Raw genomic sequence first — 22,558 nt, 5'->3', positions numbered from 1 at the left:
GTTCTCCGACCGTGAGAACGGTGCGCAGTTTCTGCCGGGTCTGCACGTCGGTGTGCGGCATCCTCGTCGACCTCGATGGGGACCACGTGGTGGCGGTGCACGGCGACCGCGACAATCCGTTCTCGCAGGGCTACACGTGCCCAAAGGGCCGCGCGCTTCCGCAGATTCACCATCATCCCGACCGGCTGGAGCGTCCACAGATGCGGGTCGACGACACGCTGCAGGACACCACGTGGGAGGCATGCCTGGACGACCTCGGCGCTCGACTGCGCGACACCATCGACCGATATGGACCCGAATCCGTCGGGATCAATTTCGGTACCGGTGTGGGCATGGACGCCGTCGGTTATCGCGTCGCGCAACAGTTGCATGCCGCGATAGGCACGCCTGCGAAGTTCAGCCCGCTGACCATCGACGGCACCGCCAAGGTGTTGATGGCCGACCTGATGGGCGGCACGCCATCGCTGGCTGCACGGCCTGACTATGAAAACGCCACGTTCGCGATGTTCGTCGGCAGCAATCCCGTTGTCTCCCATGGGCATAGCGTCGGGATGCCGAATCCGCGCGGCGTCATCCGCGACCTGGCCAAGCAGGCCGAGGTCTGGGTGGTCGACCCCCGCTACACCGAAACCGCACGGCTCGCGACCCATCACCTGGCGCCGCGGCCGGGCACCGACTACGCGGTGCTCGCATATCTGGTGCGCGAAGTACTGCGCGACGGGGTCAAGGCGCCTGCGCAGGATTCCGACGCGTTGACAGCCGCGGTCGAACCGTTCACCGTGCAGCACGCGGCCGCGATCGCCGACGTTCCAGAAGCCGATCTCGAACGGCTACTGGGCGCGATACGCACAGCCGGCCGCATCGCGGTGGACACCGGCACCGGCGTCACGATGTCGCCGAGTGCCAATGTGACGCAATGGCTTTCGTGGGCGCTGCTGATCATCACTGATTCAATGAACCGCCCCGGCGGCATCTGGTTCCATCCCGGCTTCGGCTACCAGCTGGAGAGCTTCGAACTGCCGATTACGCCGCCGGAAGGGCGCTTCGGCCCCGGGCCGCGCAGTCGCCCTGAGACGCAGGCGTTTCTGCGGGAATGGCCCTGCGCCACGCTTCCCGACGAGATCAATGCGGGCAACATCCGCGCGTTTCTGAATCTCGGCGGCAGCATGCTCACCGGGTTTCCGAACGCGGGGTCGTTGCTGCCCGCGCTGCAGAAGCTCGACGTGCTGGTCACCACCGAGATCCTGCCGAACGCGACGACGGCGGCCTCGACACATGTGCTTCCGACGAAGGGTCAGCTCGAACGGCCCGACGTGACGCTGTGGGATTTCCTCTGCCCGCGGGTCTGCGCACAACACACCGACGCGCTGGTAACCCCCGTGGGAGAACGACGTTCGATGTGGTGGGTGCTGGCGGAGATCGGTCGGCGCCTCGGCCACGAGCTCGCCGATCCCAATGCCACCGACGAGGCGATGCTCGCGCAGCTGAGCTCGAGCGGCCGCACGCCGTACGACGAGTTGGTCGCCAACGGCTGGGCCGAGGCCGACCACGAGCTGCCTGCGCCGTGGGTGGACCGGCACGTCGAACGGCTCGGCGGTTGGCGGCTGGCGCCCCGCGTGCTCGTCGCGCAGCTGAACGCGCTGCGGGAGCCCGCACCGCTGGTGCTCGTGCCGCGACGACAGTTGCGGCGGCTCAACGCGCAGCTCGAATTCCTCGGCGAGGCCGCCGAAATCGTCGTCCATCCCGACGACGCCGCGGCGGCGGGAATCTCGGACGACCAGAAAGTCCGTGTCCGCAGTGAGCACGGCGAACTGACCGGCGTCGCGCGGGTGGATGCATCTGTTCGCCGCGGCGCGGTCTCGGTGCCCCATGGCCATGCCGGGGCGAACGTCAATCTGCTCACCAGCAAGGACGACATCGACCTGGTCACCGGGATGACGCGCTACTCCGGCGTGCCGGTCAGCCTGCACCCGGCGTGATTCGAGTACTCAGCTACTCGGTGCGTCTGCTGTTCGTCGGCTGATACTCGGCCACGTGGGTATTTCACTGAAGGTTCCGCCTGTTACGACGTGACCCCGCTGGCCATGACGCTGCGGTCGGACACTGCGGATTCTATGGCGGCCTTCGCCCGATTCGTCGGCTCGCCGGAGGACCGTGAGCACTGGAGCCACTGCATCGAAGCCATCAGGACCGGTGAGTCAGTTGTCCCGAAGCTGCGAGGAATGCCGGCCTTCGACTGGGCCATGAGCGATCCGGAACTGAGCGAAGTCTTCAACCAGGCGATGACCAACTTCACCGAGTTGGCCCTGACCGCGGTGCTCGCTGCCTACGACTTCGCCGAGCATCGGACCATCGTCGATGTGGCTGGCGGGCACGGACGGCTGCTCGCCGGCATGTTGTCAGCAGCACCGACAGCGCAAGGCATCTTGTTTGACCTCCCGCATGTGGTGGCGGGTGCCGAGCCGCTGCTGCGCAAACATCGAGTCGTTGACCGCGTCAGCATCGTCGGGGGCTCGTTCTTCGAGACCGTTCCCGAGGGCGGTGATCTGTACGTGCTGAAGAACATCATTCACGACTGGTCTGATGACAAAGCCATGCAAATCCTCAAGACCGTGCGGGCCGCGGCGGCCTTGGATTCGAAATTGCTGCTGGTCGAATCCCTGATACCCCAACACGATCGCGATTTCGCGACGAAATGGCTGGATTTGGAGATGCTGGTGGGCAATTCGGGGCGCGAACGCACCGCAGACGAGTACCGAGAATTGTTGCGAGATACGGGATTTGAAATGACTCGCGCGGTCCCGACCGCATCGCCGTTCAGTTTGGTGGAGGCCAGGGCGACCTGAGCTAGATGACGCCAATCTGTTTCATTTGCGCATAGACGTCGACGACGCCCCATGTCTCGACCACCCGGCCGTCGGCGACGCGGAACATGAACATCTCGTTGTACGTGACGGGCTTGCCCGTCGGTGCGACACCCATGAACTCGCCCTGGTGCGTGCCGGTAACGGTCGTCCTGCCGACGACCTTGTCCCCCTCGCCGATCAAATCCTCGACCGTCAGGTGGATATCGGGATAAATGCGGAGCAGCATCGCCCAGATCTGCTTCAGCGCCTCCGCGCCGTTCGTGTCGATTGGCAGCGGCGTGCGAACCACTGCGTCCGCAGCGACGAGGTCGTCGATCGTCTTCGCGAGCAAGTCGAAGTCACCGGAGTTGGCGGCATCGTGAAAGCGCTTGAACAGCGCCTTGTTAGCGGCCACCTCGGAAGTCGACATGCTGGTTGGGGCTACTCCTCGTCCAGGGTGGCGGCGACGTCGTCAGGGATGTCGACGTTGGTGTAGACGTCCTGCACATCGTCGAGATCCTCGAGCGCGTCGATCAGCTTGACCACCTTGCGGGCGCCGTCGAGGTCCACAGGCACGCTCACCGACGGCTGGAAGCTGGCCTCCGCCGACTCGTAGTCGATGCCTGCATCCTGCAACGCGGTGCGTACTGCAACGAGATCGCTTGGCTCGCATATGATTTCGAAGCTGTCCTCGAGATCGTTGACTTCTTCTGCCCCCGCTTCCAGCACTGCGGTCAGCACGTCGTCCTCGGTGAGGCCGTCCTTGGCCAGCGTGACCAGACCTTTGCGGGAGAACAGGTAGGACACCGACCCGGGATCGGCCATGTTGCCGCCGTTGCGCGTGACCGCGACGCGCACCTCGCCGGCCGCGCGGTTGCGGTTGTCGGTCAGGCACTCGATCAGCACCGCGACGCCGTTGGGGCCGTAGCCCTCGTACGTGATGGCCTGGTAGTCGGCGCCGCCGGCCTCCTCGCCCGCGCCACGCTTGCGGGCCCGCTCGATGTTGTCGTTGGGCACCGAGTTCTTCTTGGCCTTCTGGATGGCGTCGTACAGCGTGGGGTTGCCGCCGGGATCACCGCCACCGACGCGCGCGGCCACCTCGATGTTCTTGATCAATCGGGCGAAGTTCTTGCCGCGGCGGGCGTCGATCACGGCCTTCTTGTGCTTGGTGGTGGCCCACTTGGAATGGCCGCTCATGCAGGTACAGCTCTCCTTCTAACGATGCAAAGTCCGATCAACGAGTCTACGTGGAGGTTTATGCCTCACCGAACTGCGCTGGTGGGCGTCAGCGCCATTACCCGGTAGCCGACGCCCGCCGGCCAGCCGAGGTGTCCGCTGACGTGCACCTGAATCCACGTCGGGGCACCCGACGGGTCATCGGTGAACGTCGCCGCGGCGTTGACGATCGCAGCCCTTTCGCCGGACATCCGCAAGACCACAGAGGCCGAAAGCGTCGCGTCACCTCGAGCTGAGCCCGCGTGTTAATGCGTGGTTGCGGCTCCACCTCGATCATCGTCATGGCCGACCGCGGTTACTTCTCGGCTACCAGTAGCCACTCATACCGAACCGGTTGCAGGCCGTCGGATCGACCGGCGAACCACGGCGCGAATGACGCGGGATCCACGCTGGTCACCTGTCGCCAGTGCGCCTCCCGCGCAATGGTCTCCATTTCCTCGGGCTGAAGCCACGTGACCTGTGGCTCACCGATTTTGGCGACCAACTCTCGGACGAGGTGAGCGAATTCGCTTGATGCGGGTTCCATGAACTCATCGGGAACACCGAACGAAGCGACGAGTGTCGATCGCTTCGTCGAAAGCGCGGCAACTTCTGCAAGGGTCGATCGAACTGCATCAACCCTCCGATACGTGACGACCCCGAGCCAGGACCAGATCGACGGCTTCGAAGCATCGAAACCTGCACCCGTGAGCGCATCAGCGAGACTGTCGGCTGCGTTGAAGTCCACCGCCACGAAATGCATATTGGGCGGACAGGTCAACCCAACAGCATCGACACGCTGACGCTTGACTGACTGCGTGTCGGGATGGTCGACCTCGAACACGTTAAGGGTCTGGAGCAAGTCAGTCCTGCGCCATGCGAACGAACTCAACCCCGCGCCTACATCGACGAACTGGTTGACGCCGTCCGCGACCGCTCGTTCGACCGCTTCCTCGACGAACCGGGAACGCTGGCAGACGAAGAGGCGGGCCACGTGCCACAGCCGTTCTGGGCCGGCGGCCCTGAGGAACTCGACCGCTTCCAATTCGCTCATGCCGACAAGCGCCAGCGCATAGGTGTCGCTGAAGATCGGGTCCGGGTCCATGAAGTGGTGAGCGCCACGGCTGACTGCGGTCATCACTGCCGTCTGACTGGCCCCTTGCATCCCGTGAGTTTATAAATTCGCGGTTGCCAGACGGCCGGTTTGCGTGCACTAGCCGGACAGCCCGGCCTTTACTTGGCGCGTCAGGTCGTCGGCGAGGATCTCCGGCTCACCCGCGAATAGGCCATCCAAGGCGAGCTTCGCGACAGTCGACGGATCGGTCTTCTGGTCTGCCGGCGCGAACGCGGCCATGTCGGTATCCATATACCCCACATGAAGGGAAGCCACATGGACCCCGCGCGGAGCGAGTTCCTGCCGCAGCGCATCGGTCATCGCCCAGCCCGCCGCCTTGGCCGCGGAGTACGCACCCAGTGCGGGCGCATGGAACCACGACAACACCGAGAGCACGTTCAGGATCGATCCGCCGCCGTTTCCTTCGATGATCGGAGCGAACGCCCGGGTCACGGCGAGCGTGCCGAAGTAGTGGGTCTCCATCTCCAGACGCACATCATCCAGCGACCCGGTCAGCAGCGATGCGCCGGTCGACACGCCTGCGTTGTTGATCAATACATTGACGTCGCCGGCCACCTCGGCAGCGCGGGCGACGGACTCCGGATCGGTGATGTCGAGTTGCACGGGAATCACACCCGGCACGTCGATCGTCTCGGGCCGACGGGCCGCGGCATACACCTTCGCGCCGCGCTCGACGAGCTGCTCAGCGAACCGCTTGCCCAATCCGCGGTTGGCTCCGGTTACTAGTGCGGTGATCTGTTCGGTCGTCATGGCTTCTCCTCGGGGTGGGCTGATGCTGTCATCCCCAACAAGCCTGGTTTCGTACCGAATATTCCATAACGCGCTAGAGCATCTCGACGAACAGCTTGTGAATACGACGGTCGCCCGTCATCTCCGGGTGAAACGCCGTCGCGAGCATGCGGCCCTGCCGCACCGCGACAATGTGATCAGCGGCGCGGCCCAGCACCTGCACATCGGGGCCGACGCGCTCCACCCACGGCGCACGGATGAACACCGCATGCACGCGATCGTCGAGCCCCTCAAATGGAAAATCACCCTCGAAAGAGTCAATCTGGCGGCCAAAGGCGTTGCGCCGCACCGTCATATCGATGGCCTTGAGCGGAACGGCCTCGCGGCCGTCGGCGCCCGCATCCAGAATCTCGGTGGCCAGCAGGATCATCCCGGCACACGAGCCGTAGGCCGGCATGCCCTCGGCCAGCCGTGCCCGTAGCGGCTCGAGCAGTTCGAACTCGCGCAGCAGGTGACTCATCGTGGTGGACTCGCCGCCGGGGATCACCAGCGCGTCGACGGCCTCGAGCTCTGCGAGGCGACGAACCGTCGTTGCGTCGGCGCCCGCCTCACGCAACGCGGCCAGGTGTTCGCGGGTGTCGCCCTGCAGCGCGAGCACGCCGACGCGCGGGGCGCTCATGGCGTGTAGTCGCGCTTGTACCGGGTGAGGCCTTCCTGCATCACCGCCGCCACCATCTCACCGGTCTGCGTGAAGATCTTGCCCTGCGTCAACGACCGGCCACCTGAAGACGACGGTGACGACTGGTCGTAGAGCAGCCACTCGTCGGCCCGGAACGGCCGCATGAACCACATCGCATGGTCCAAGGACGCGACCATCAGATGTTTGCGTTCCTCGACGTGGTTGACCTGCGCGGAGCCCAGCAGCGTCAGGTCGCTCATGTATGCCAGGGCGCAGATGTGCAGCACGTGATCATCGGGCAGCGGATCGCGGTGGCGGAACCACACCTGCTGCTGTGACGCCTTACCGGGCAGCAGCTTCATCGCCTCGCGGGGAACGATGCGCACGTCCCACTCCGCGAACTGCGCGAAGCCTGCGTCGTCGAAGGCCCCGCCCTTGGAGATGAAGCCGGGCAGATCGTCGGGCGGTGGCGCGAAGGGCATCGAGTCCTGGTGCTCGATACCACTCTGGTCGATCTGAAACGACGCGGACATCGAAAAGATGGTCTCGCCGTGTTGGATCGCGTTGACCCGACGCGTGACGAACGAACCACCGTCGCGCAGGCGTTCGACGAGAAAAACCGTCGGCGCCTTGGCATCTCCCGGCCGAAGGAAATAGCCGTGCAGCGAATGCACCGCAAAGCGCGCATCGACGGTGCGCACCGCAGACACCAGAGACTGACCCGCCACATGACCACCGAAGGTGCGCTGGAAGTAACCCGACTCCGGACTGAAGACACTTCCGCGGTAGATGTTTACCTCGAGCTGCTCGAGATTCAGGATCTCTTCGATCGCCATGCAGAGTTGTCTACCAGCCCCGTTCAGCAAGCCTATGCGGGGCTGGCACGTCCTCCACGTTGATGCCGACCATGGCCTCGCCCAGCCCGCGTGACACCTTGGCCAACACGTCGGGGTCGTCATAGAAAGTCGTTGCCTTGACAATTGCGGCGGCCCGCGCCGCGGGGTCACCGGACTTGAAGATGCCGGATCCGACGAACACGCCCTCTGCGCCGAGCTGCATCATCATCGCCGCGTCCGCGGGTGTCGCGATGCCACCGGCGGTGAACATCGTCACCGGTAGCTTGCCTGCCCGCGCCACTTCCACGACCAGTTCGTAGGGCGCCTGCAATTCCTTTGCGGCGACGTACAACTCGTCTTCCGACAGCGATGTCAGCCGACGGATCTCACCGCCGATCTGACGCATGTGCGTGGTCGCATTGGACACGTCGCCCGTGCCGGCCTCACCCTTGGAGCGGATCATCGCCGCGCCTTCGGTGATGCGACGCAGCGCCTCGCCCAGGTTGGTCGCACCGCACACGAACGGCACGGTGAACTTCCACTTGTCGATGTGGTTGGTGTAGTCCGCCGGGGTGAGCACCTCGGACTCGTCGACGTAATCGACGCCGAGGCTCTGCAGAATCTGCGCCTCGACGAAGTGCCCGATGCGGGCCTTGGCCATCACCGGGATCGTGACCGCGGAGATGATGCCCTCGATCATGTCGGGGTCGCTCATTCGCGACACCCCGCCCTGAGCGCGGATGTCGGCGGGTACCCGCTCCAGGGCCATGACGGCCACGGCACCTGCGCCCTCAGCGATGCGGGCCTGCTCGGGGGTGACGACGTCCATGATCACGCCGCCCTTGAGCATCTCGGCCATGCCGCGCTTGACCCGCGCCGTCCCGGTCTGGCTGTTAGCCGACCCGTTCGATCCAGCTGCGCCGCTAATTCCCCGGTCGCTGCGCTCCTGCCCACCGGATTCCACTGCTATCTCCTTCAAATCGCTACTGATCCAGTCTAAAGGTGACGGCAAATACAAAAGGATCCGCAGCTTCGGTGCTGTCTCAGCGGATCGACTGCAGCTGCCGGCGCGGCACTGCGCCCCGCGCATCGGCCAGTGCATTCGCTTCCTCGAGAAGCTCACCGAGCTGCAGCGGATAGACGGTTTCACCCTTGGCGACTAGGTCGGCGATCATTGTCGCATCGCACCAGCGATGGCCGTGAATATAGGCCCGCTCCAGTCCGGTGCGACCGGCCGCCGATGGCTCGAAGCGACGGGTGCGGTGCACGAAGAACATCTCCTCGCTGCGGATGACCGACCCGTTGAAGTCGATGACGGCGTCGCGCCGCCACACCGGTCCGACCATGTCGGTCGGCTCGACGCGCAACCCGGTCTCCTCCTCGAGCTCACGCGCGGCCGCCTGCGGCAGCGTCTCCCCCTGCTGGGCGGCCCCGCCGACGGTGAACCACCACCGCGGTGCTGGGTTTTCTGACCCGGCCTCGATCGCGGGATCCGATCCGCAGAACAGCAGGACGCAGCCGTCGTCATCGAGCAGCACGACGCGCGCGGACACCCGCCGATTGACCAGCCCCACTTCCCTTGGCGAGGCCTCCGCGCGCTCGGCGATCTCGAAATACGTTGGCAGCGCGGCGGTTCCGCCAAGCCGCAGGATGCGCACCGCGGGCCGTTCCCGCAACGCGAGGGTGTCGCGGACTGCGTCGTTGTGGAAGCGACGGGCCAGCAGCACCCGCGCCTCGGCGTCGGCGAGCTCGGCGACCAACGCCACCGGCAGCGACGCCGGGTCGACAAGCGCCAACGCCGCCGACAAGTCGTTCTCGGCGGCCTCGCGCGCCGTTCGGGGTGCCCGCTCCGCGGCGTCGGCCCACGCCGCCAACCGCTTGCCGTCGGGACCACCGCCGTAGGCCTCGACTGCGACGGCGCGAGCCACCACAGCGCGCCGCGCCAACGCCCCATCCAGGGCCTGCCAGGACAGGTCGTAGCGGACGTGCAGCCGGTCCAGCCGATGCGCGGTCTGATACGCCCACGCCGCGACCAACACCACCACCACGGCCAGCGCCGCCAGCGCAGCGATCACGACCCAGGTGATCACCTAGTCCCCCCGGTCGTCCCCTGCGCTTCGCGCGTGGGCCCAGCGCCGCGGCCCGCCGATCCGGCCACCTGGACCTTCACTCCGGATCCGGCGACCGTTTCGTAGACGCGCATAATCTGTCGCGCCACCACCGACCAGTCGTAGCGATGCACGGCTTCGGTCGCGGCCGCCACATAGTCCTTTTGCAGCGCGTCGTCGTCGAGCACCTCGACCAGCCCCGCGGCCAGCGCGGCGGAATCGTCGATCGGTACCAGCCGCCCGGCCTTGCCGTCGACGAGGACGCGGCGAAACGCGTCGAGATCGCTGGCCACCACGGCGGTGCCCGCCGCCATTGCCTCGACAAGCACGATGCCGAAGCTCTCGCCGCCGATGTTCGGTGCGCAGTACACGTCGGCGCTGCGCATGGCCGACGCCTTCTCGGCGTCGTTGACCTGACCGAGGAAGCGCAGATGCTTGGCCAGTTTCCCGGCGCGCGCACGCAGTTCGTCCTCATCGCCGCGGCCGACGATGAGGATCTCGATGTCACCAAACCGCTTCGCCAGCGTCGGCAGCGCGCCCAGCAGTACTTCCATGCCCTTACGGGGTTCGTCGAAGCGGCCGAGAAACAGCACCGTCTTGCCGGGCCGCGGGTAGCCGTCGAGCAGCGGCGCGTGTGCGAATGATCCGACATCGACGCCGTTGGGGATCTCGACGGCGTCGCTGCCCAGCGCCTCCATCTGCCATCGCCTCGCGAGGTCCGATACTGCGATACGGCCGACGATCTTCTCGTGCATCGGCCGCAGAATGGGCTCAAACACGGTGAGCGTCAACGACTTTGTGGTCGACGTGTGGAACGTCGCAACAATGGGGCCCTCGGCGATGTTCAACGCCAGCATGGACAGGCTCGGCGCATTGGGCTCGTGCAGGTGCAACACGTCAAACTCGCCGCTGGCCAGCCAGCGCTTGACCATGCGATGGGTGGCAGGTCCGAACCGCAGCCGGGCGACCGAGCCGTTGTACGGGATCGGCACCGCCTTGCCGCCGGACACCACGTAGTCCGGCAGCTCCACATGCGGTGACGACGGCGCCAACACGCTGACCTCGTGGCCGCGCCCGTGCATCACCGCCGCGAGCTGCAGCACATGGGATTGGACGCCGCCTGGGACGTCGAACGAATACGGGCAGACCATGCCGATGCGCATCAGGGTTTTTTCTTCGGGCGGGCGCTCATCGTTGGGACTCCAATTTCGCCCGACGCTCGTCGGAGAGATCGGCGATCCACTGCGGTTGCATCATGTGCCAGTCGGCCGGGTGCGCGGCGATATTCCGGGCGAATCGGTCGGCCAACATCTGGGTGATGACGCCGACATCTCCGGACGTCGTATCCAGCGGGGGGCTCGTGCTGAATTCCCATCCGTCGGCGGTGTACCAGCAGTGCACGGCCAGGAGGTCGGCGCCTGTCTCGATCGCGAGCTTCGCCGACCCGGCAGGCATCCGCGTGGGTTCCCCGAAAAAGTCGACTTGTATCCCGTTGCGACTGAGGTCGCGGTCGGCCATCAGGCAGACCGGGCGGTTGGCGCGTAACCGCTCCGCCAACACCTCAAAGGGCGGTCGCTCGCCACCAGTCAGCGGCAACATCTCGAAACCGAGGCTTTCGCGATAGGCGATGAACCGGTTGTACAGCGATTCGGGCTTGAGCCGTTCGTTGACCGTCGTGAAGGTGCCGTGTTTCCACACGAACCACACCCCCGCCATGTCCCAATTCCCGCTGTGCGGCAGGGCGAGGATTACGCCGCGGCCGGCATCGAGCGCGGCGGCGATGCGCTCTTGACCCCCGAAGTGGCGGTCAAGCAACTGGCCTTGCTTCTCGAGATCCATCGAGGGCAACCGGAACGCCTCTCGCCAATACCGCGCGTAAGACGCCAGCGAAGCACGAATCAGCCCGTCCGGCACCCTGTCCGGCGAAACCCCGATGACGCGTGCCAGATTCTTGCGCAGCTGCGCGGGCCCGCCACCGCGGGCTGCGTAGTGCGCACCCGCGTCAAACACGTTGCGCGCCATGAACTCCGGCATCGCACGCACCACTCGCCAGCCCGCGGCGTAGCCCAAATCGGAGAGCTGGCCGTCGAGCGGATTCATCGCTCCCCCGGCTCGCCGTTGGCCGCGTCGGTGTTGGTCAGGGGGTCCATCGCGCCGGGCGAGGTCCGTACGCTGTGCATCCGCTGCCCGACGGTCACCAGGCTGGCCACTGCGAGCACCCACATCGCCACGTGCAGCAGCCACGGAACATGCAGGAACCACACCCCGGAGAGCCCTGCGCCGACCAACACGATGATCAGCCGTTCGGGGCGCTCGATGAGGCCGCCCTCACCAGAGAGCCCGCTGGCCTCGGCGCGGGCCTTGATGTAGGAGATGACCTGCGAGGTGACCAGACAGATCAGCGTGGCCACCACCAGCGACGTGCTCCGCAGGCCGAACGCCGCCCACCACAGCAGCCCGCAGAACACCGCGCCGTCGCCGATGCGGTCGCAGGCGGCGTCCAGCACCGCGCCGAAGCGGGTGCCGCCGCCGCGCTCGCGCGCCATCGCCCCATCGAGCATGTCGGCGAGCACGAAAATCCACACCGCGAACGCGCCCCACCAGAGTTGACCGATAGGGAACAGCGTCAGCGCGCTGAGCACGGTCCCCGCCGTACCGAGAATGGTGATGCTGTCCGGTGTGAAGCCCGCTCGCAGTGCGGCCTTCGCGACCGGCTTGGACAGCTTTGCGTAGGCGGCGCGCGTCATCAGGTAGAAGTTGCTCACGGCAATTTCGCCCACTCGGCCGCCAACAACTCGCGGGTCTCACGCAACAACTGCGGGACGATTTTCGAGCCGCCGATGATCGTGATGAAGTTCGCGTCGCCGCTCCACCGCGGTACCACGTGCATGTGCAGGTGTTCGGCGAGCGACCCGCCTGCCGAACTGCCGAGGTTGAGTCCGACATTGAAACCGTGCGGTCGCGATACCGACTTGATCACGCGAATCAGCTTCTGCGTGAACGCCATTAGTTCGGCGCTCTCTTCGGCGGTGAGGTCCTCCAGCTCGGAGACCCGCCGGTACGGGACGACCATCGAGTGTCCCGGGTTGTACGGGTAGAGGTTGAGCACGATGTACACCAGCTCGCCGCGGGCCACCATCAGCCCTTCCTCGTCGGGCATCCTGGGGATGTCCGTGAACGGCTCGGTGGACGCCGCCGAGCCGCCCTTCATCGGCGCCTCGGCGATGTAGGACATCCGGTGCGGCGTCCACAGCCGCTGCAGATGGTCGGGCTCACCGACGCCGTGGTCGACGATCGTGCGGTCGTCGGACTCCGACGTCTGCTCTTCGCGCAAGCGCTCATCGCGACTCACTTCGCGGTGCCCACCTTGAGCAGTTCGGCTGTCGGAGTGGAGTTTTCGCGGCTGGCGATCCACTCGACGATCGCGGCGACGGCATCGTCTCGGGGTACCCCGTTGATCTGCGTGCGGTCACCGAAGCGGAAGCTCACGGCGTTCGCCTCGACGTCGCGGTCGCCGGCCACCAACATGAACGGCACCTTCTGGTTGGTGTGGTTGACGATCTTCTTGGCCATCCGGTCATCGCTGGCGTCCACCTCGGCCCGCACACCGTGCATCTTCAGTTGCGTCGCAAGGCCGTTCAGGTACGGGACGTGGTCGTCGGCGACGGGGATGCCGACCACCTGGACCGGTGCCAGCCACGCCGGGAACGCGCCGGCGTAATGCTCGGTGAGGATGCCGAAGAAGCGCTCGATCGACCCGAACAGCGCTCGATGGATCATCACCGGCCGCTGCCTGGTGCCGTCGGCCGCGGTGTATTCCAGCTCGAAGCGCTCGGGGAAGTTGAAGTCCAGCTGGATCGTTGACATCTGCCAGCTGCGGCCTAGCGCGTCCTTGACCTGCACCGAGATCTTCGGGCCGTAGAAGGCCGCGCCGCCCGGATCAGGCACCAACTCCAACCCGGACGCGGCGCCGACCTCGGCGAGCACGCTGGTGGCTTCCTCCCACATGTCGTCGGACCCAACGAACTTGTCCGGGTCTTTGGTCGACAGCTCGAGGTAGAAGTCGGTCAGGCCGTAGTCACCAAGCAGTTCGAGGATGAAACGCAGCAGTGAGGTCAGCTCGTCGCGCATCTGCTCGCGGGTGCAGTAGATATGCGAATCGTCCATCGTCAGGCCGCGCACCCGGGTCAACCCATGCACCACGCCGGACAGCTCGTAGCGGTATACCGTGCCAAACTCGAAGAGCCGCAACGGAAGTTCCCGATACGACCGCCCGCGCGATCGGAAGATCAGGCAGTGCATCGGGCAGTTCATCGGCTTGAGGTAGTAGTCCTGGCCCGGCTTGCGCACGGTGCCGTCATCGTTGAGCTCAGCGTCGAGGTGCATCGGCGGGAACATGCCGTCGGCGTACCAGTCGAGGTGGCCGGAGATCTTGAACAGCTCCGCCTTAGTGATGTGCGGGCTGTTGACGAACTGATAGCCGGCCTCGATGTGCTTGCGCCGCGAGTAGTCCTCTAGCTCGCGCCGGATGATGCCACCCTTGGGATGGAAAACCGCTAAGCCCGAACCGATTTCGTCGGGAAAGCTGAACAGGTCGAGCTCAGCGCCGAGCTTGCGGTGGTCGCGGCGCTGGGCCTCCTCGATGAACTCCAGGTGTTTGTCGAGGGCCTCCTGCGACTCCCACGCGGTGCCGTAGATGCGTTGCAGGCTGGCGTTGTTCTGGTCACCGCGCCAGTACGCGGCGGAGCTGCGGGTCAGCTTGAACGCCGGAATGTATTTCGTCGTCGGGATGTGCGGGCCGCGGCACAGATCGCCCCATTCCCGTTCGCGGGTACGGGGATTAAGGTTGTCGTAGGCGGTGAGCTCGTCACCGCCTACCTCCATCACCTCGGGGTCACCGGACTTGTCGTCGACGAGCTCGAGCTTGTAGGGCTCGTTGGCAAGTTCTTCGCGCGCTTGCTCTTTGGACGCGTACACGCGCCGCGAGAACAGCTGGCCTTCCTTAACGATCTGGCGCATGCGCTTCTCCAGCGCCTCGAGATCCTCGGGCGTGAACGCCCGCGGCGCGTCGAAGTCGTAGTAGAAGCCGTCGGTGATCGGCGGCCCGATGCCGAGTTTGGCCTCGGGGAACATGTCCTGCACGGCCTGCGCGAGCACGTGCGCGGTCGAGTGCCTGATGACGCTGCGGCCGTCGTCGGTGTTGGCGGCGACCGGCGTCACCTCGACGTCAACCTCCGGCGTCCACGACAAGTCGCGCAGCCGCCCGTCGGCCTCGCGCACGACGACGATCGCGTCGTCGGCGCCCCGGCTCGGCAGCCCGGCGTCACGAACCGCTGCCCCGGCGGTTGTCCCGGCAGCGACCCGGATAGGGGCTGCTAGGGCGGAGCTGGCGGGCGCGCTCATCGGTGACTCTCCAAACTGTCGGTGAAACGGGCGGTGCGCGGGTCGGCACTGAACGCGACCATGCTATCGGTGCGGGTGGTCATGCCCCCAGGCCAATCGGGCTCTTCAGCCACTTGGCCTCGACGCCGACCAGCCCGGCCGCCCAGCCGAGCGCGCCCAGTAACCACAAGGTGCCGAGCACGACGGCGGCGGTGAACGCCGCGCCGAGCACCTGCACCCAGAGTCCCTGCGACTTGAACCAGGCCATCACCTTGTCATAGCGTTCGCGTGTGTAGGCGAGAAGCCTTCGCGCCGAGTCGAATTCGGTCGCCAGGATCGCGAGTCCGACGAACACGATCGCCCAGCCTGGCCCCGGGTACGGGATGGCCAGGATGCCCACACCGAGCACTGCAAGGCCGATGACCGCGACGGCAATGCGGTAGCCGAATTCGGCCTTCGGGCGGTCGCGCAGCCGGTCGCGCCACCGCGCCCAGCGCCGCTTGACATCCGAGGCCTTCACGGCTGGCCCGGATTCAGCTTGACGAACAGCGCGTTGGCCTCGGCCAGCACGGTATCGCCATCGAGCACCCGGCCCGTGATGAACATCTTGCGGCCGTCGACGCGATCCACACCGGCGTCGACCTGTAGTTCCTTCTCGATCGGCACGATCTTTCGGTAGTCGACGTGCAGGAACGCGGTGCGCTGATAGAGGCTCTTCGTGAGCCGGAACGTGCTGTAGCCGAGTAGTGAGTCGAAGAGTTGCGCGATGCATCCGCCGTGCACGGCACCGTTGCGGCCCAGGTGGAAGCGGCGGAAGCACACAGTGCCGACCACCCGTTCGCCGTCGGTCTTGTGGTAGTCGCCGGGGATGCTGAGCACGCTGCCGCGGTTCGGCAGGTCCATTCGCCGGCCCGACGGCGATGACCACTCGTCGGCGTCGTAGGGCGCCAGCAGCTTCGAAGCGGCCTCGATCAGGTCGGCAGCCTGGGTGATCACCTCGTCGGGGGCGTCCGCGGCGCGCGCATGGTCCTGCAGGGTGCGGACGGCCTCGACGAACCGACCGTAGTCAGGTCCGCCGTGGAGGGTGGGCTCGATCGGGCTGAAATCGCCGCCGCGATGTTCCTCTGCGAATTCCGGGACCGATTCTCCAGTCGCTTCGCTCCTGCTCTCCGTAGCCACACGGCCACCGTATTGCCTAACTCATCCGCTGGCGGACCCGGCTTTGCTCAAGGTCTCGAACTCCTCGTCGGACAGCTCGATCTCTGCGGCAGCGACGTTCTCCTCCAGATGCGCGACCTTCGACGTCCCGGGAATCGGCAGCATCACCGGTGAGCGCTTCAACAGCCATGCCAGCGCCAGCTGGGACGGCGTGGCGTGGTGGTCGTCGGCGATGCGCTGCAGCGGTCCGCCCGGCGCGGCGAGCGGCCCTGCGGCCAGCGGGAACCACGGGATGAATCCGATGCCGCCCGCCTCGCACGCCTCGAGCACGGGCTCAGCGGAGCGCACGGTGATGTTGTACATGTTCTGCACCGACACGATGGTCGCAGTTTTCTGCGCGGCCTCGAGCTGATCGACGTTTACCTCGGACAGGCCGATGTGGCGGATCTTGCCCTCCTGCTGCAGCGCGACAAGTTCGCCGATCTGATCCTCTGCGGGGAACTTGGAATCGATGCGGTGCAGCTGAAACAGGTCGATGCTGTCGACACCGAGACGGCGCAGGCTCATCTCGCATTGCTGGCGCAGGTATGCGGGATAGCCGAGTGGCGGCCATTCGTCGGGCCCGGTGCGCAGCAGCCCGGCTTTGGTGGCGATGACGACGCCGTCGTAGGGGTGCAGCGCCTTGCGGATCAATCGCTCAGAGATGTATGGGCCGTAGGAGTCCGCGGTGTCGATGAAGTCGACGCCGAGTTCCACGGCGCGGCGCAGCACGCGAATACATTCGTCACGGTCATCGGGCGGGCCCCAAACCCCTTTTCCCGTCAGGCGCATCGCGCCGAATCCCAGGCGATTGACCGTCAGGTCGCCGCCGATACCGAAGGTTCCCGATCCTTGCGCGACGCTTTGCGTGGTCATTTTTCCGACCGTACGCCGAGGATGAAAGGCTGTCCCAGTGAAGTTGCGTGACCTCGCCGCGCTGCCGTTGACGTACGCCGAAGTCGGCGCAACCGCGGGCCCGTTGCCCGCCGGGTACCACCACGTCCAGAAGGCCGCGGTGATCGGGCGGGGCCGACGCCGGTTCGAGGAGGCGGCCGACGCGGGCATGCGATGGGGCATGTTGCGCGGCGCCGGGCTGCGCGTCGAGGCGACGACCGACGTCGCCGCGGTGGGTTCAGACGTGATCGTGCATCTGGGCCCGGTGCGCGCGCCGTGTCGCGTCGTCTATGTCGTGGACGAAGCCGACCGCCGTGGCTTCGCCTATGGGACGCTGCCCGGCCACGCCGAATCGGGCGAGGAACGGTTCATGGTGCGCTACGACCCTGCTTCCGACGAGGTGCGCGCGGAAGTCGTGGCATTCTCCCGGCACGGGACGTGGTGGAGCAGGCTGGGCTCGCCGGTCACCTCGGTGATTCAACGGGTGGTCACCGACCGCTATCTGCGGGCGCTGTAACTCCCAGGTCATCCCGCCTTCTTTTATGTTGAGCTGCGCGTAGCCTTAGGCCTAGTCAAGAAGGATGATCGGATTATGACCGTGAGCGATTCCACCGGGGTGGAGGGCACCCACCTCCGCATAGCCGAACTCGTACAGCAGCTGTACAGCCGGCCGGACCCCGATTCCGACACAGTCATCGCCGAGCTGGCAGAACATGCCGCCGCGGAGATTCCGGGTGCCCAGTACGCAGGCGTCACCGTCACCCGCAACGCCAAGCACATCGACACCCCCGCGGCAACGCACAAGTGGCCAATTCTGTTGGACGAGATCCAGCAGCGCCATCGCGAAGGCCCATGTCTGACCGCGGCGTGGGAGGAGAAGACGATCCACGTCGCGGACCTGGAGACCGACGATCGGTTCCCCCTCTATCGCCGAGAAGCGTTGGAGCAGACGCCTATTCGATCTGTCATGGCGTTCCAGATGTTCATCGCGGGCGAAACCATGGGGGCGCTGAATGTTTATGCCGAAACCCCAAACGCGTTCGGCCAGGTATCCAGGGACATCGGTTTGATCTTCGCCGCGCATTCGTCGGTGGCATGGAATGCCGCGCGGCGCGACGAGCAGTTCAAGCGCGCACTGGCCAGCCGCGACACGATAGGCCAGGCCAAAGGCATGATCATGGAGCGCTACGGGGTGAACGCGGTGCAGGCGTTCGAAGTACTGCGCAAGCTCTCACAGGATTCGAATGTGCCACTGGTGCAAGTCGCTTCGGAACTTGTTGCGACCGCACAGTCAAACAGCTAGCCCGACACGGTTCGTGGCACCTCGATGCTGTTCTGCTGCACAATCACCGGATCGCCGACGTTGACCGTGTTGTAGTACCACTCTGCGTCCTCGGGACTCAGGCTGATACATCCGTGGCTGACGTTCTCATACCCAAGTGAATTGACGGCCCACGGAGCCGAATGGACGAAGAGGCCACGACTCGTGATACGGACGGCATAATCGACGTGGAGTAGATAACCGTCGGGAGCATCGACAGGGATGCCGACGCTGCTCGAATCCATCACCACGTCGCGTTCTTTGGCCAACACGGTGTAGGTGCCGACTGGCGTCGGGTATTCCGGTCTGCCCATCGAAGCCGGGAATACCCCGGGCTCACCCCAGTGAGGTCGGTGATGCGGCGAGGGCAGTGAAGTAGGCGGTCCCGCGTCGACACCGTCGATGGTCACCGTGAAGGTGTGGTCGGAGACGTTCGCGACGCCGACGACGGCAGGCCCGGTGGCAAACTCCGTCTTCAAGCCGCCAACCGAAAGCGCGACAGTGCTGTGCGCAGGCCAGCGCCGGTCGGGAATCCATTGCACGACTTCGTTGTCGAGCCATTCGAACTTGCCCGTCATCGCAGGCACGGACTTGATGGCGATCGCGCGCTCGGCCGCGCGTCTGTCAGAGATGGGCTCGCTGAACGTCACGACCACGGGGTGCGCCACACCCACGACTTGGCCCTGCGTGGGGAGAACCGATGCAATGGCGGGCTCATACGCCTGGTGCGTCGCAGCGCCGGACCTATACGACTGGTTCGCTGCCGTCATGCTGACCCCGGCCGGCTCTGAAGCCGCAATCGCGTTGAGCCCGATCGCTGCGACTAGACACAGAACAACCCCACGCATGGCTTCCGATTCCTTTGAAATTACAACAGTGTCAATTTATCGTAGGCGCAGTAATGGCTTCGATGCGCAAGTGCGCCTTAGCAATTCGATCAAGGATCTATCACGCTTTGGCCACAGCGCATGAGCTTGGCACCGATTCCTGTAGTGCCAGTGGCCGATTGGGCCAGCGGCACAGGTCCGCGTGCGGATCGGTCTGCAGCACAGGCAGATTCGGATCGGCGGCCTCAGTGCGCCGTCAGCTCGTGGGTCCCGGCCAAATTGGCTCACCAGCCACGGGTGCTCCCGGCGGCGGCGGACCAGTCAGCTCCCCCTTACCGCCGCCCGCGCCACCCATCTGAGTAACTGGAGCGCCGACGGGCACTGGCGCACCAACGGGGACCGGCGCGCCGGCTGGAACCACGGGGACCGGCGGAGCGATCGGCACGGGCGGAGCCAGCGGGACCGGCGGAGCCACCGGGACCGGCGGAGCCACTGGCACGGGCGGAGCTGCGGGAATCGGTCCTGGCAAGGCCATCGGAACACCAGCCATGTCAGCAACCGGGGCGCACGGGGCGGCCGCACCGGCGGCACCGGCTGCTGCGGGGGCTCCGCCGGCGAGCCCACCTGCTGATGACTCGAGACATGCGTAATCGTTGCCGCCGGTTACCAGCGGCGCGGCCGTTACCTCAGGGCTCAACGCCAGAGCGACACCGCACAAACCAGCGCCGGCAGCAACTACTGTGATGGTGAATCGATCAAAGACCCTCATCGACGTCGAACCCTTCATTTGCGCTCAAGCATTCCGCAATTCACCCGGCACAGCCGCATGCCGTACCGAGGCCGCCGGGAGCGACCGCGCTAATTATCAGCAGTCACTGCTGCCCCACGCACCACACCGCACCGAGCCGTATCCAAAAGGTGACGTTGGGACGCGATGTCGGCCACCGGTGATGAGCGCCTCCGAAAATCCGTCTGAGGTGCATGGATTGTGGAAAGCACGCCGGCCTTTCGAGCGTTGCCGCCCACGGACGGCTCCGCAGTTATCCAAACGTTGCGCCGGCGAAGCTCAGCCGTCACTTGGTTTCGGCTGAGCAGGCTGGGGCATCTCTATGGAATGAGTGTCGAGTCGAAGCAGGCCGCCGATCTGTCGATCGGCGAGTTGATGAGCCAGTTCTCATCACAAGTGTCACGGCTGATTCGCGACGAGTTGAAGCTCGCGGAGAAAGAATTTCAGGAGTCCGCCAAACATGCGGGTATCGGTGCGGGGTTGTTCAGCGTCGCGGGATTGCTCGCGTTTTTTGGTGCGGCCACTGTCATCGCAGCAGCGGTTGCGGCGCTGTCGCTAGCGCTACCGGTATGGGCGGCCGCGCTCATCGTCGCCGCAGTGCTTTTCATCGCAGCGGCCGTCGCCGCGCTCGGCGGACGAAGCCAAGCCAAAGAGGTCACTCCGGCGGCGCCGAGAACTGTGGAAACCGTGAAAGCCGACATCGCAGAGATCAAGGACGCGCGCCATGGCACTACCTGATCCCCCGCGCCCGGAACCTGGCCCCGACGCCGGTGTAGACGACATTCAGGCCGACATCGAACGCACCCGAAAAGAATTGGGCGAGACGGTCGGAGCGCTTTCGGACAAGTTGGACGTCAAGCAGCGCGCCAAGGACAAGGCCACGGAAACCAAGGAGCGCGTTGTCGAGACAACCCACACCCTGGGACGGGTCGCGACCCAGCCGAAGGTGAGTGCGCCGGTGATCGGGGTGCTCGTGTTCGGTGCCGTCGCGATAGGCGTTTGGGTGTGGCGGCGCCGCCGCTGATTTCGTCAGAAGGATCGCAACGCTGGCGGTGATCGCCCGTCAGGACAGCCGGACGACCGCTCGGCATATCGGCCAGGTGAGGCCGGCCTGATAGCCGATCGGCGATGAATTATCCGAGGCATGCTCCGCGAGAGCTTCCCCGCGTTACCCTTTGCCGATGATCGCAGGTGAGAAGGCACCTGACTTCACTCTGTATGACCACACCGGTTGGCCTCGGACACTGTCCGCGCTCCTTTCCGGAGGGCCGGTCGTGCTGTTCTTCTTTCCAATCGCGTCCTCACCGATCTGTACAGCCCAGGCTTGTCATTTTCGGGACCTGAGTAGCGAATTCGCCAAGGTGGGTGCCCAACGGGTGGGCATCAGCACCGATACCGTCGACAAGCAGGCCCACTTCGCCCTTCAGCGCTCGTTCGACTATCCGCTGCTCTCCGACGCGGATGGAGTGGTATCCGACATGTTCGGGGTGCACCGAGGCAAGCTCGCCAAGCTGCGTACAGCTGTCGTGGCGCATGAGGCGGCCGGGCGTAGCCGGCACACTCGGCGCCGTGGCCTGCTGGCCCGGCTGCTTCCGGTCAGACGGACCACATTCGTCATCGACACCGACCGCACCGTGCTCAAGGTCGTCTCCAGCGAGTTGCGCGCATCGGTGCACGCCGACGAGACGTTGGCGTTCTTGCAGAACATTCGGGAGAAGCACCCCGACAAGCATCGCCGGTCGAGGGGCAAGCGCGAACGGACCGACGACCGGTTCTCGGAAACCAAATCGGCAGACGTGCCGAACCTGGTCCGGCCATACGCGCTGACGAGAGGCCGTACCTACTCTGGCGTTGAACTGGCACTCGAGGCTCTGGTCGAAGTACCCCACACCACAGCGAAGCCGCCGCGCTGGCCGAGAAATGATGTTCGGGGCCAGATCCTGACGTTGTGCGTGCGCAGCCCCTCAGTCGCAGAAATCGCCGCTCGCCTGTCCTTGCCGCTCGGAGTGACGCGGGTCCTGGTCGGCGACCTCGTCAAACAGGGTTATTTGCGGGTGCACGCCACCCTCGACGACTCGATGACAATCGACGAACGGCGTGACCTAACAAAAAGGACCCTGGAAGGCCTGCGAGCACTCTGACGGGCAGGGCGCGGGCTCGACGAAGTCCCAAGCGCTGGCAGCGATTTCGTGTTGTGGTCCCAACTGGGATCGAACCAGTGACCTTCCGCGTGTGAGGCGGTTTAGCCAGCGACAAGATTCCGTTTGCGCTGGTCAGACGGCTGCGAACCGCTCGAATTGGACCCCTCAGAGCACCCGTTCTGGACGTTTGGCCGGATGGGGCCGGGCCATGTTTCGTAGGCGTAGTCGATGCTCGGCGCATCCGCTTCCTTCCGCGGGATCGGTTTATGGGATCCACACTCGCCCGGCTTCTTCGCATCGCATGAGCGGTCTTCGTCGCCACAACTACGCGTTTCACAATCTAAGAGCCATCGACTATTGACCGAGCGACCGCTCACTCCCGTTGGTATCCCCGCCGCCGCAGTTCCCCCCGGCCTTAACCTCGATCCACCGATGAAATGTGTGGGGTTCGGGGTGTTGAT

The 22,558-nt window shown here is 65.4% G+C and carries 26 protein-coding genes; 7 read left to right on the top strand and 19 right to left on the bottom strand.

Going from position 1 to position 22,558, the window contains the following annotated elements; translation table 11 throughout:
• Window positions 1–20: 20 nt before the first annotated feature.
• Window positions 21–1,979, top strand: coding sequence for a molybdopterin-containing oxidoreductase family protein (locus MYCSM_RS13030; protein ID WP_015306624.1), 1,959 nt, complete (start codon window positions 21–23; stop codon window positions 1,977–1,979).
• A 90-nt stretch (window positions 1,980–2,069) separates the two neighbouring features.
• Window positions 2,070–2,846 (top strand): methyltransferase, encoded by a 777-nt coding sequence (locus tag MYCSM_RS13025; protein ID WP_051073748.1) that lies wholly within the window; start codon window positions 2,070–2,072, stop codon window positions 2,844–2,846.
• A gap of 1 nt (window position 2,847) precedes the next feature.
• Here MYCSM_RS13025 and MYCSM_RS13020 read toward each other — a convergent pair whose 3' ends face one another.
• The 17 genes from MYCSM_RS13020 to MYCSM_RS12940 all read right to left on the bottom strand — a co-directional run bounded on the left by MYCSM_RS13020 (window position 2,848) and on the right by MYCSM_RS12940 (window position 17,003).
• The gene (locus tag MYCSM_RS13020) at window positions 2,848–3,276 is read right to left on the bottom strand and encodes an ester cyclase (RefSeq protein ID WP_015306623.1); all 429 of its coding nucleotides are present in this window, start codon (window positions 3,274–3,276) and stop codon (window positions 2,848–2,850) included.
• 11 nt (window positions 3,277–3,287) lie between these two features.
• Window positions 3,288–4,043, bottom strand: coding sequence for a YebC/PmpR family DNA-binding transcriptional regulator (locus MYCSM_RS13015; RefSeq protein WP_015306622.1), 756 nt, complete (start codon window positions 4,041–4,043; stop codon window positions 3,288–3,290).
• A gap of 65 nt (window positions 4,044–4,108) precedes the next feature.
• Window positions 4,109–4,273 carry a hypothetical protein gene (locus MYCSM_RS13010; RefSeq protein ID WP_015306621.1) on the bottom strand — a complete coding sequence of 55 codons (165 nt, stop codon included), beginning with the start codon at window positions 4,271–4,273 and terminating at the stop codon, window positions 4,109–4,111.
• A gap of 104 nt (window positions 4,274–4,377) precedes the next feature.
• Window positions 4,378–5,226, bottom strand: a complete 849-nt coding sequence (locus MYCSM_RS13005; RefSeq protein ID WP_015306620.1) for a class I SAM-dependent methyltransferase — start codon at window positions 5,224–5,226, stop codon at window positions 4,378–4,380.
• 48 nt (window positions 5,227–5,274) lie between these two features.
• Window positions 5,275–5,946 (bottom strand): SDR family oxidoreductase, encoded by a 672-nt coding sequence (locus tag MYCSM_RS13000; RefSeq protein WP_015306619.1) that lies wholly within the window; start codon window positions 5,944–5,946, stop codon window positions 5,275–5,277.
• 73 nt (window positions 5,947–6,019) lie between these two features.
• A complete protein-coding gene (pdxT, locus tag MYCSM_RS12995) occupies window positions 6,020–6,604 on the bottom strand; it encodes a pyridoxal 5'-phosphate synthase glutaminase subunit PdxT (protein WP_015306618.1) in 585 nt (194 codons plus the stop codon).
• A complete protein-coding gene (gene tesB, locus MYCSM_RS12990; RefSeq protein WP_015306617.1) occupies window positions 6,601–7,440 on the bottom strand; it encodes an acyl-CoA thioesterase II in 840 nt (279 codons plus the stop codon). Before tesB ends, pdxT begins: the two co-directional genes overlap by 4 nt.
• A 10-nt stretch (window positions 7,441–7,450) precedes the next feature.
• On the bottom strand, window positions 7,451–8,368 hold the full coding sequence (gene pdxS / locus MYCSM_RS12985; RefSeq protein ID WP_198345081.1) for a pyridoxal 5'-phosphate synthase lyase subunit PdxS: 918 nt from the start codon (window positions 8,366–8,368) through the stop codon (window positions 7,451–7,453).
• Between the two features lie 115 nt (window positions 8,369–8,483).
• Window positions 8,484–9,530: an NUDIX hydrolase gene (locus MYCSM_RS12980; RefSeq protein ID WP_015306615.1), complete on the bottom strand. Its 1,047-nt coding sequence runs from the start codon at window positions 9,528–9,530 to the stop codon at window positions 8,484–8,486.
• Window positions 9,527–10,711 carry a glycosyltransferase family 4 protein gene (locus MYCSM_RS12975; RefSeq protein WP_015306614.1) on the bottom strand — a complete coding sequence of 395 codons (1,185 nt, stop codon included), beginning with the start codon at window positions 10,709–10,711 and terminating at the stop codon, window positions 9,527–9,529. Before MYCSM_RS12975 ends, MYCSM_RS12980 begins: the two co-directional genes overlap by 4 nt.
• 25 nt (window positions 10,712–10,736) lie before the next feature.
• A complete protein-coding gene (locus tag MYCSM_RS12970) occupies window positions 10,737–11,648 on the bottom strand; it encodes a phosphatidylinositol mannoside acyltransferase (RefSeq protein ID WP_015306613.1) in 912 nt (303 codons plus the stop codon).
• Window positions 11,645–12,313 carry a phosphatidylinositol phosphate synthase gene (gene pgsA, locus MYCSM_RS12965; RefSeq protein WP_041311993.1) on the bottom strand — a complete coding sequence of 223 codons (669 nt, stop codon included), beginning with the start codon at window positions 12,311–12,313 and terminating at the stop codon, window positions 11,645–11,647. The genes MYCSM_RS12970 and pgsA overlap by 4 nt, the downstream gene beginning before the upstream one ends.
• Complete coding sequence (locus MYCSM_RS12960; protein ID WP_041313929.1) at window positions 12,310–12,882, bottom strand: HIT family protein; 573 nt, start codon at window positions 12,880–12,882, stop codon at window positions 12,310–12,312. The genes pgsA and MYCSM_RS12960 overlap by 4 nt, the downstream gene beginning before the upstream one ends.
• Window positions 12,883–12,896: 14 nt before the next feature.
• Window positions 12,897–14,951: a threonine--tRNA ligase gene (gene thrS / locus MYCSM_RS12955; protein ID WP_015306610.1), complete on the bottom strand. Its 2,055-nt coding sequence runs from the start codon at window positions 14,949–14,951 to the stop codon at window positions 12,897–12,899.
• Window positions 14,952–15,030: 79 nt separating this feature from the next.
• Window positions 15,031–15,450 (bottom strand): TIGR02611 family protein, encoded by a 420-nt coding sequence (locus MYCSM_RS36720; protein ID WP_015306609.1) that lies wholly within the window; start codon window positions 15,448–15,450, stop codon window positions 15,031–15,033.
• Entirely contained in the window at window positions 15,447–16,109 is a 663-nt protein-coding gene (locus MYCSM_RS36715) for a PaaI family thioesterase (RefSeq protein WP_015306608.1), read from the bottom strand. The genes MYCSM_RS36720 and MYCSM_RS36715 overlap by 4 nt, the downstream gene beginning before the upstream one ends.
• Window positions 16,110–16,130: 21 nt before the next feature.
• Entirely contained in the window at window positions 16,131–17,003 is an 873-nt protein-coding gene (locus tag MYCSM_RS12940; RefSeq protein WP_015306607.1) for an aldo/keto reductase, read from the bottom strand.
• Window positions 17,004–17,040: 37 nt separating this feature from the next.
• Here MYCSM_RS12940 and MYCSM_RS12935 point away from each other — a divergent pair, with 37 nt between their 5' ends.
• Window positions 17,041–17,538: a DUF1990 family protein gene (locus tag MYCSM_RS12935; RefSeq protein WP_015306606.1), complete on the top strand. Its 498-nt coding sequence runs from the start codon at window positions 17,041–17,043 to the stop codon at window positions 17,536–17,538.
• Between the two features lie 75 nt (window positions 17,539–17,613).
• On the top strand, window positions 17,614–18,324 hold the full coding sequence (locus tag MYCSM_RS12930) for a GAF and ANTAR domain-containing protein (RefSeq protein ID WP_015306605.1): 711 nt from the start codon (window positions 17,614–17,616) through the stop codon (window positions 18,322–18,324).
• Here the strand turns inward: MYCSM_RS12930 and MYCSM_RS12925 are convergent.
• Together MYCSM_RS12925 and MYCSM_RS38170 are read right to left on the bottom strand one after the other, a co-directional pair.
• Window positions 18,321–19,190 (bottom strand): L,D-transpeptidase, encoded by an 870-nt coding sequence (locus MYCSM_RS12925; RefSeq protein WP_015306604.1) that lies wholly within the window; start codon window positions 19,188–19,190, stop codon window positions 18,321–18,323. The genes MYCSM_RS12930 and MYCSM_RS12925 overlap by 4 nt on opposite strands.
• 235 nt (window positions 19,191–19,425) lie before the next feature.
• Window positions 19,426–19,938, bottom strand: coding sequence for a hypothetical protein (locus MYCSM_RS38170; protein WP_083906399.1), 513 nt, complete (start codon window positions 19,936–19,938; stop codon window positions 19,426–19,428).
• Between the two features lie 345 nt (window positions 19,939–20,283).
• On the opposite strand from MYCSM_RS38170, the gene MYCSM_RS12920 reads away from it, so the two are divergent.
• The 3 genes from MYCSM_RS12920 (at window position 20,284) to MYCSM_RS39045 (ending at window position 22,097) form a co-directional block, all read left to right on the top strand.
• Window positions 20,284–20,694 (top strand): phage holin family protein, encoded by a 411-nt coding sequence (locus MYCSM_RS12920; RefSeq protein WP_041311986.1) that lies wholly within the window; start codon window positions 20,284–20,286, stop codon window positions 20,692–20,694.
• A complete protein-coding gene (locus tag MYCSM_RS12915; RefSeq protein WP_015306602.1) occupies window positions 20,681–20,980 on the top strand; it encodes a DUF3618 domain-containing protein in 300 nt (99 codons plus the stop codon). The genes MYCSM_RS12920 and MYCSM_RS12915 overlap by 14 nt, the downstream gene beginning before the upstream one ends.
• A 157-nt stretch (window positions 20,981–21,137) precedes the next feature.
• Entirely contained in the window at window positions 21,138–22,097 is a 960-nt protein-coding gene (locus tag MYCSM_RS39045) for a DUF742 domain-containing protein (protein ID WP_015306601.1), read from the top strand.
• Window positions 22,098–22,558: the final 461 nt, after the last annotated feature.

Source organism: Mycobacterium sp. JS623 (assembly GCF_000328565.1).
In the GTDB taxonomy this organism is placed as follows: domain Bacteria; phylum Actinomycetota; class Actinomycetes; order Mycobacteriales; family Mycobacteriaceae; genus Mycobacterium.
Note: the sequence above shows the minus strand (reverse complement) of the source record. Positions and strands in the feature narration are given on the sequence as shown.

Coding starts and splice junctions, on each gene's coding strand:
- MYCSM_RS13000 (WP_015306619.1), bottom strand. CDS start 5,946: ATGACGACCGAACAGATCACCGCACTAGTAACCGGAGCCAACCGCGGA.
- thrS (WP_015306610.1), bottom strand. CDS start 14,951: ATGAGCGCGCCCGCCAGCTCCGCCCTAGCAGCCCCTATCCGGGTCGCT.
- MYCSM_RS13010 (WP_015306621.1), bottom strand. CDS start 4,273: ATGTCCGGCGAAAGGGCTGCGATCGTCAACGCCGCGGCGACGTTCACC.
- MYCSM_RS12940 (WP_015306607.1), bottom strand. CDS start 17,003: ATGACCACGCAAAGCGTCGCGCAAGGATCGGGAACCTTCGGTATCGGC.
- pdxT (WP_015306618.1), bottom strand. CDS start 6,604: ATGAGCGCCCCGCGCGTCGGCGTGCTCGCGCTGCAGGGCGACACCCGC.
- MYCSM_RS13005 (WP_015306620.1), bottom strand. CDS start 5,226: ATGCAAGGGGCCAGTCAGACGGCAGTGATGACCGCAGTCAGCCGTGGC.
- MYCSM_RS39045 (WP_015306601.1), top strand. CDS start 21,138: ATGATCGCAGGTGAGAAGGCACCTGACTTCACTCTGTATGACCACACC.
- MYCSM_RS12970 (WP_015306613.1), bottom strand. CDS start 11,648: ATGAATCCGCTCGACGGCCAGCTCTCCGATTTGGGCTACGCCGCGGGC.
- MYCSM_RS13020 (WP_015306623.1), bottom strand. CDS start 3,276: ATGTCGACTTCCGAGGTGGCCGCTAACAAGGCGCTGTTCAAGCGCTTT.
- MYCSM_RS12925 (WP_015306604.1), bottom strand. CDS start 19,190: ATGCGTGGGGTTGTTCTGTGTCTAGTCGCAGCGATCGGGCTCAACGCG.
- MYCSM_RS12975 (WP_015306614.1), bottom strand. CDS start 10,711: ATGCGCATCGGCATGGTCTGCCCGTATTCGTTCGACGTCCCAGGCGGC.
- MYCSM_RS13015 (WP_015306622.1), bottom strand. CDS start 4,043: ATGAGCGGCCATTCCAAGTGGGCCACCACCAAGCACAAGAAGGCCGTG.
- MYCSM_RS12920 (WP_041311986.1), top strand. CDS start 20,284: ATGAGTGTCGAGTCGAAGCAGGCCGCCGATCTGTCGATCGGCGAGTTG.
- MYCSM_RS38170 (WP_083906399.1), bottom strand. CDS start 19,938: ATGAGGGTCTTTGATCGATTCACCATCACAGTAGTTGCTGCCGGCGCT.
- tesB (WP_015306617.1), bottom strand. CDS start 7,440: ATGGCGATCGAAGAGATCCTGAATCTCGAGCAGCTCGAGGTAAACATC.
- MYCSM_RS12930 (WP_015306605.1), top strand. CDS start 17,614: ATGACCGTGAGCGATTCCACCGGGGTGGAGGGCACCCACCTCCGCATA.
- MYCSM_RS12915 (WP_015306602.1), top strand. CDS start 20,681: ATGGCACTACCTGATCCCCCGCGCCCGGAACCTGGCCCCGACGCCGGT.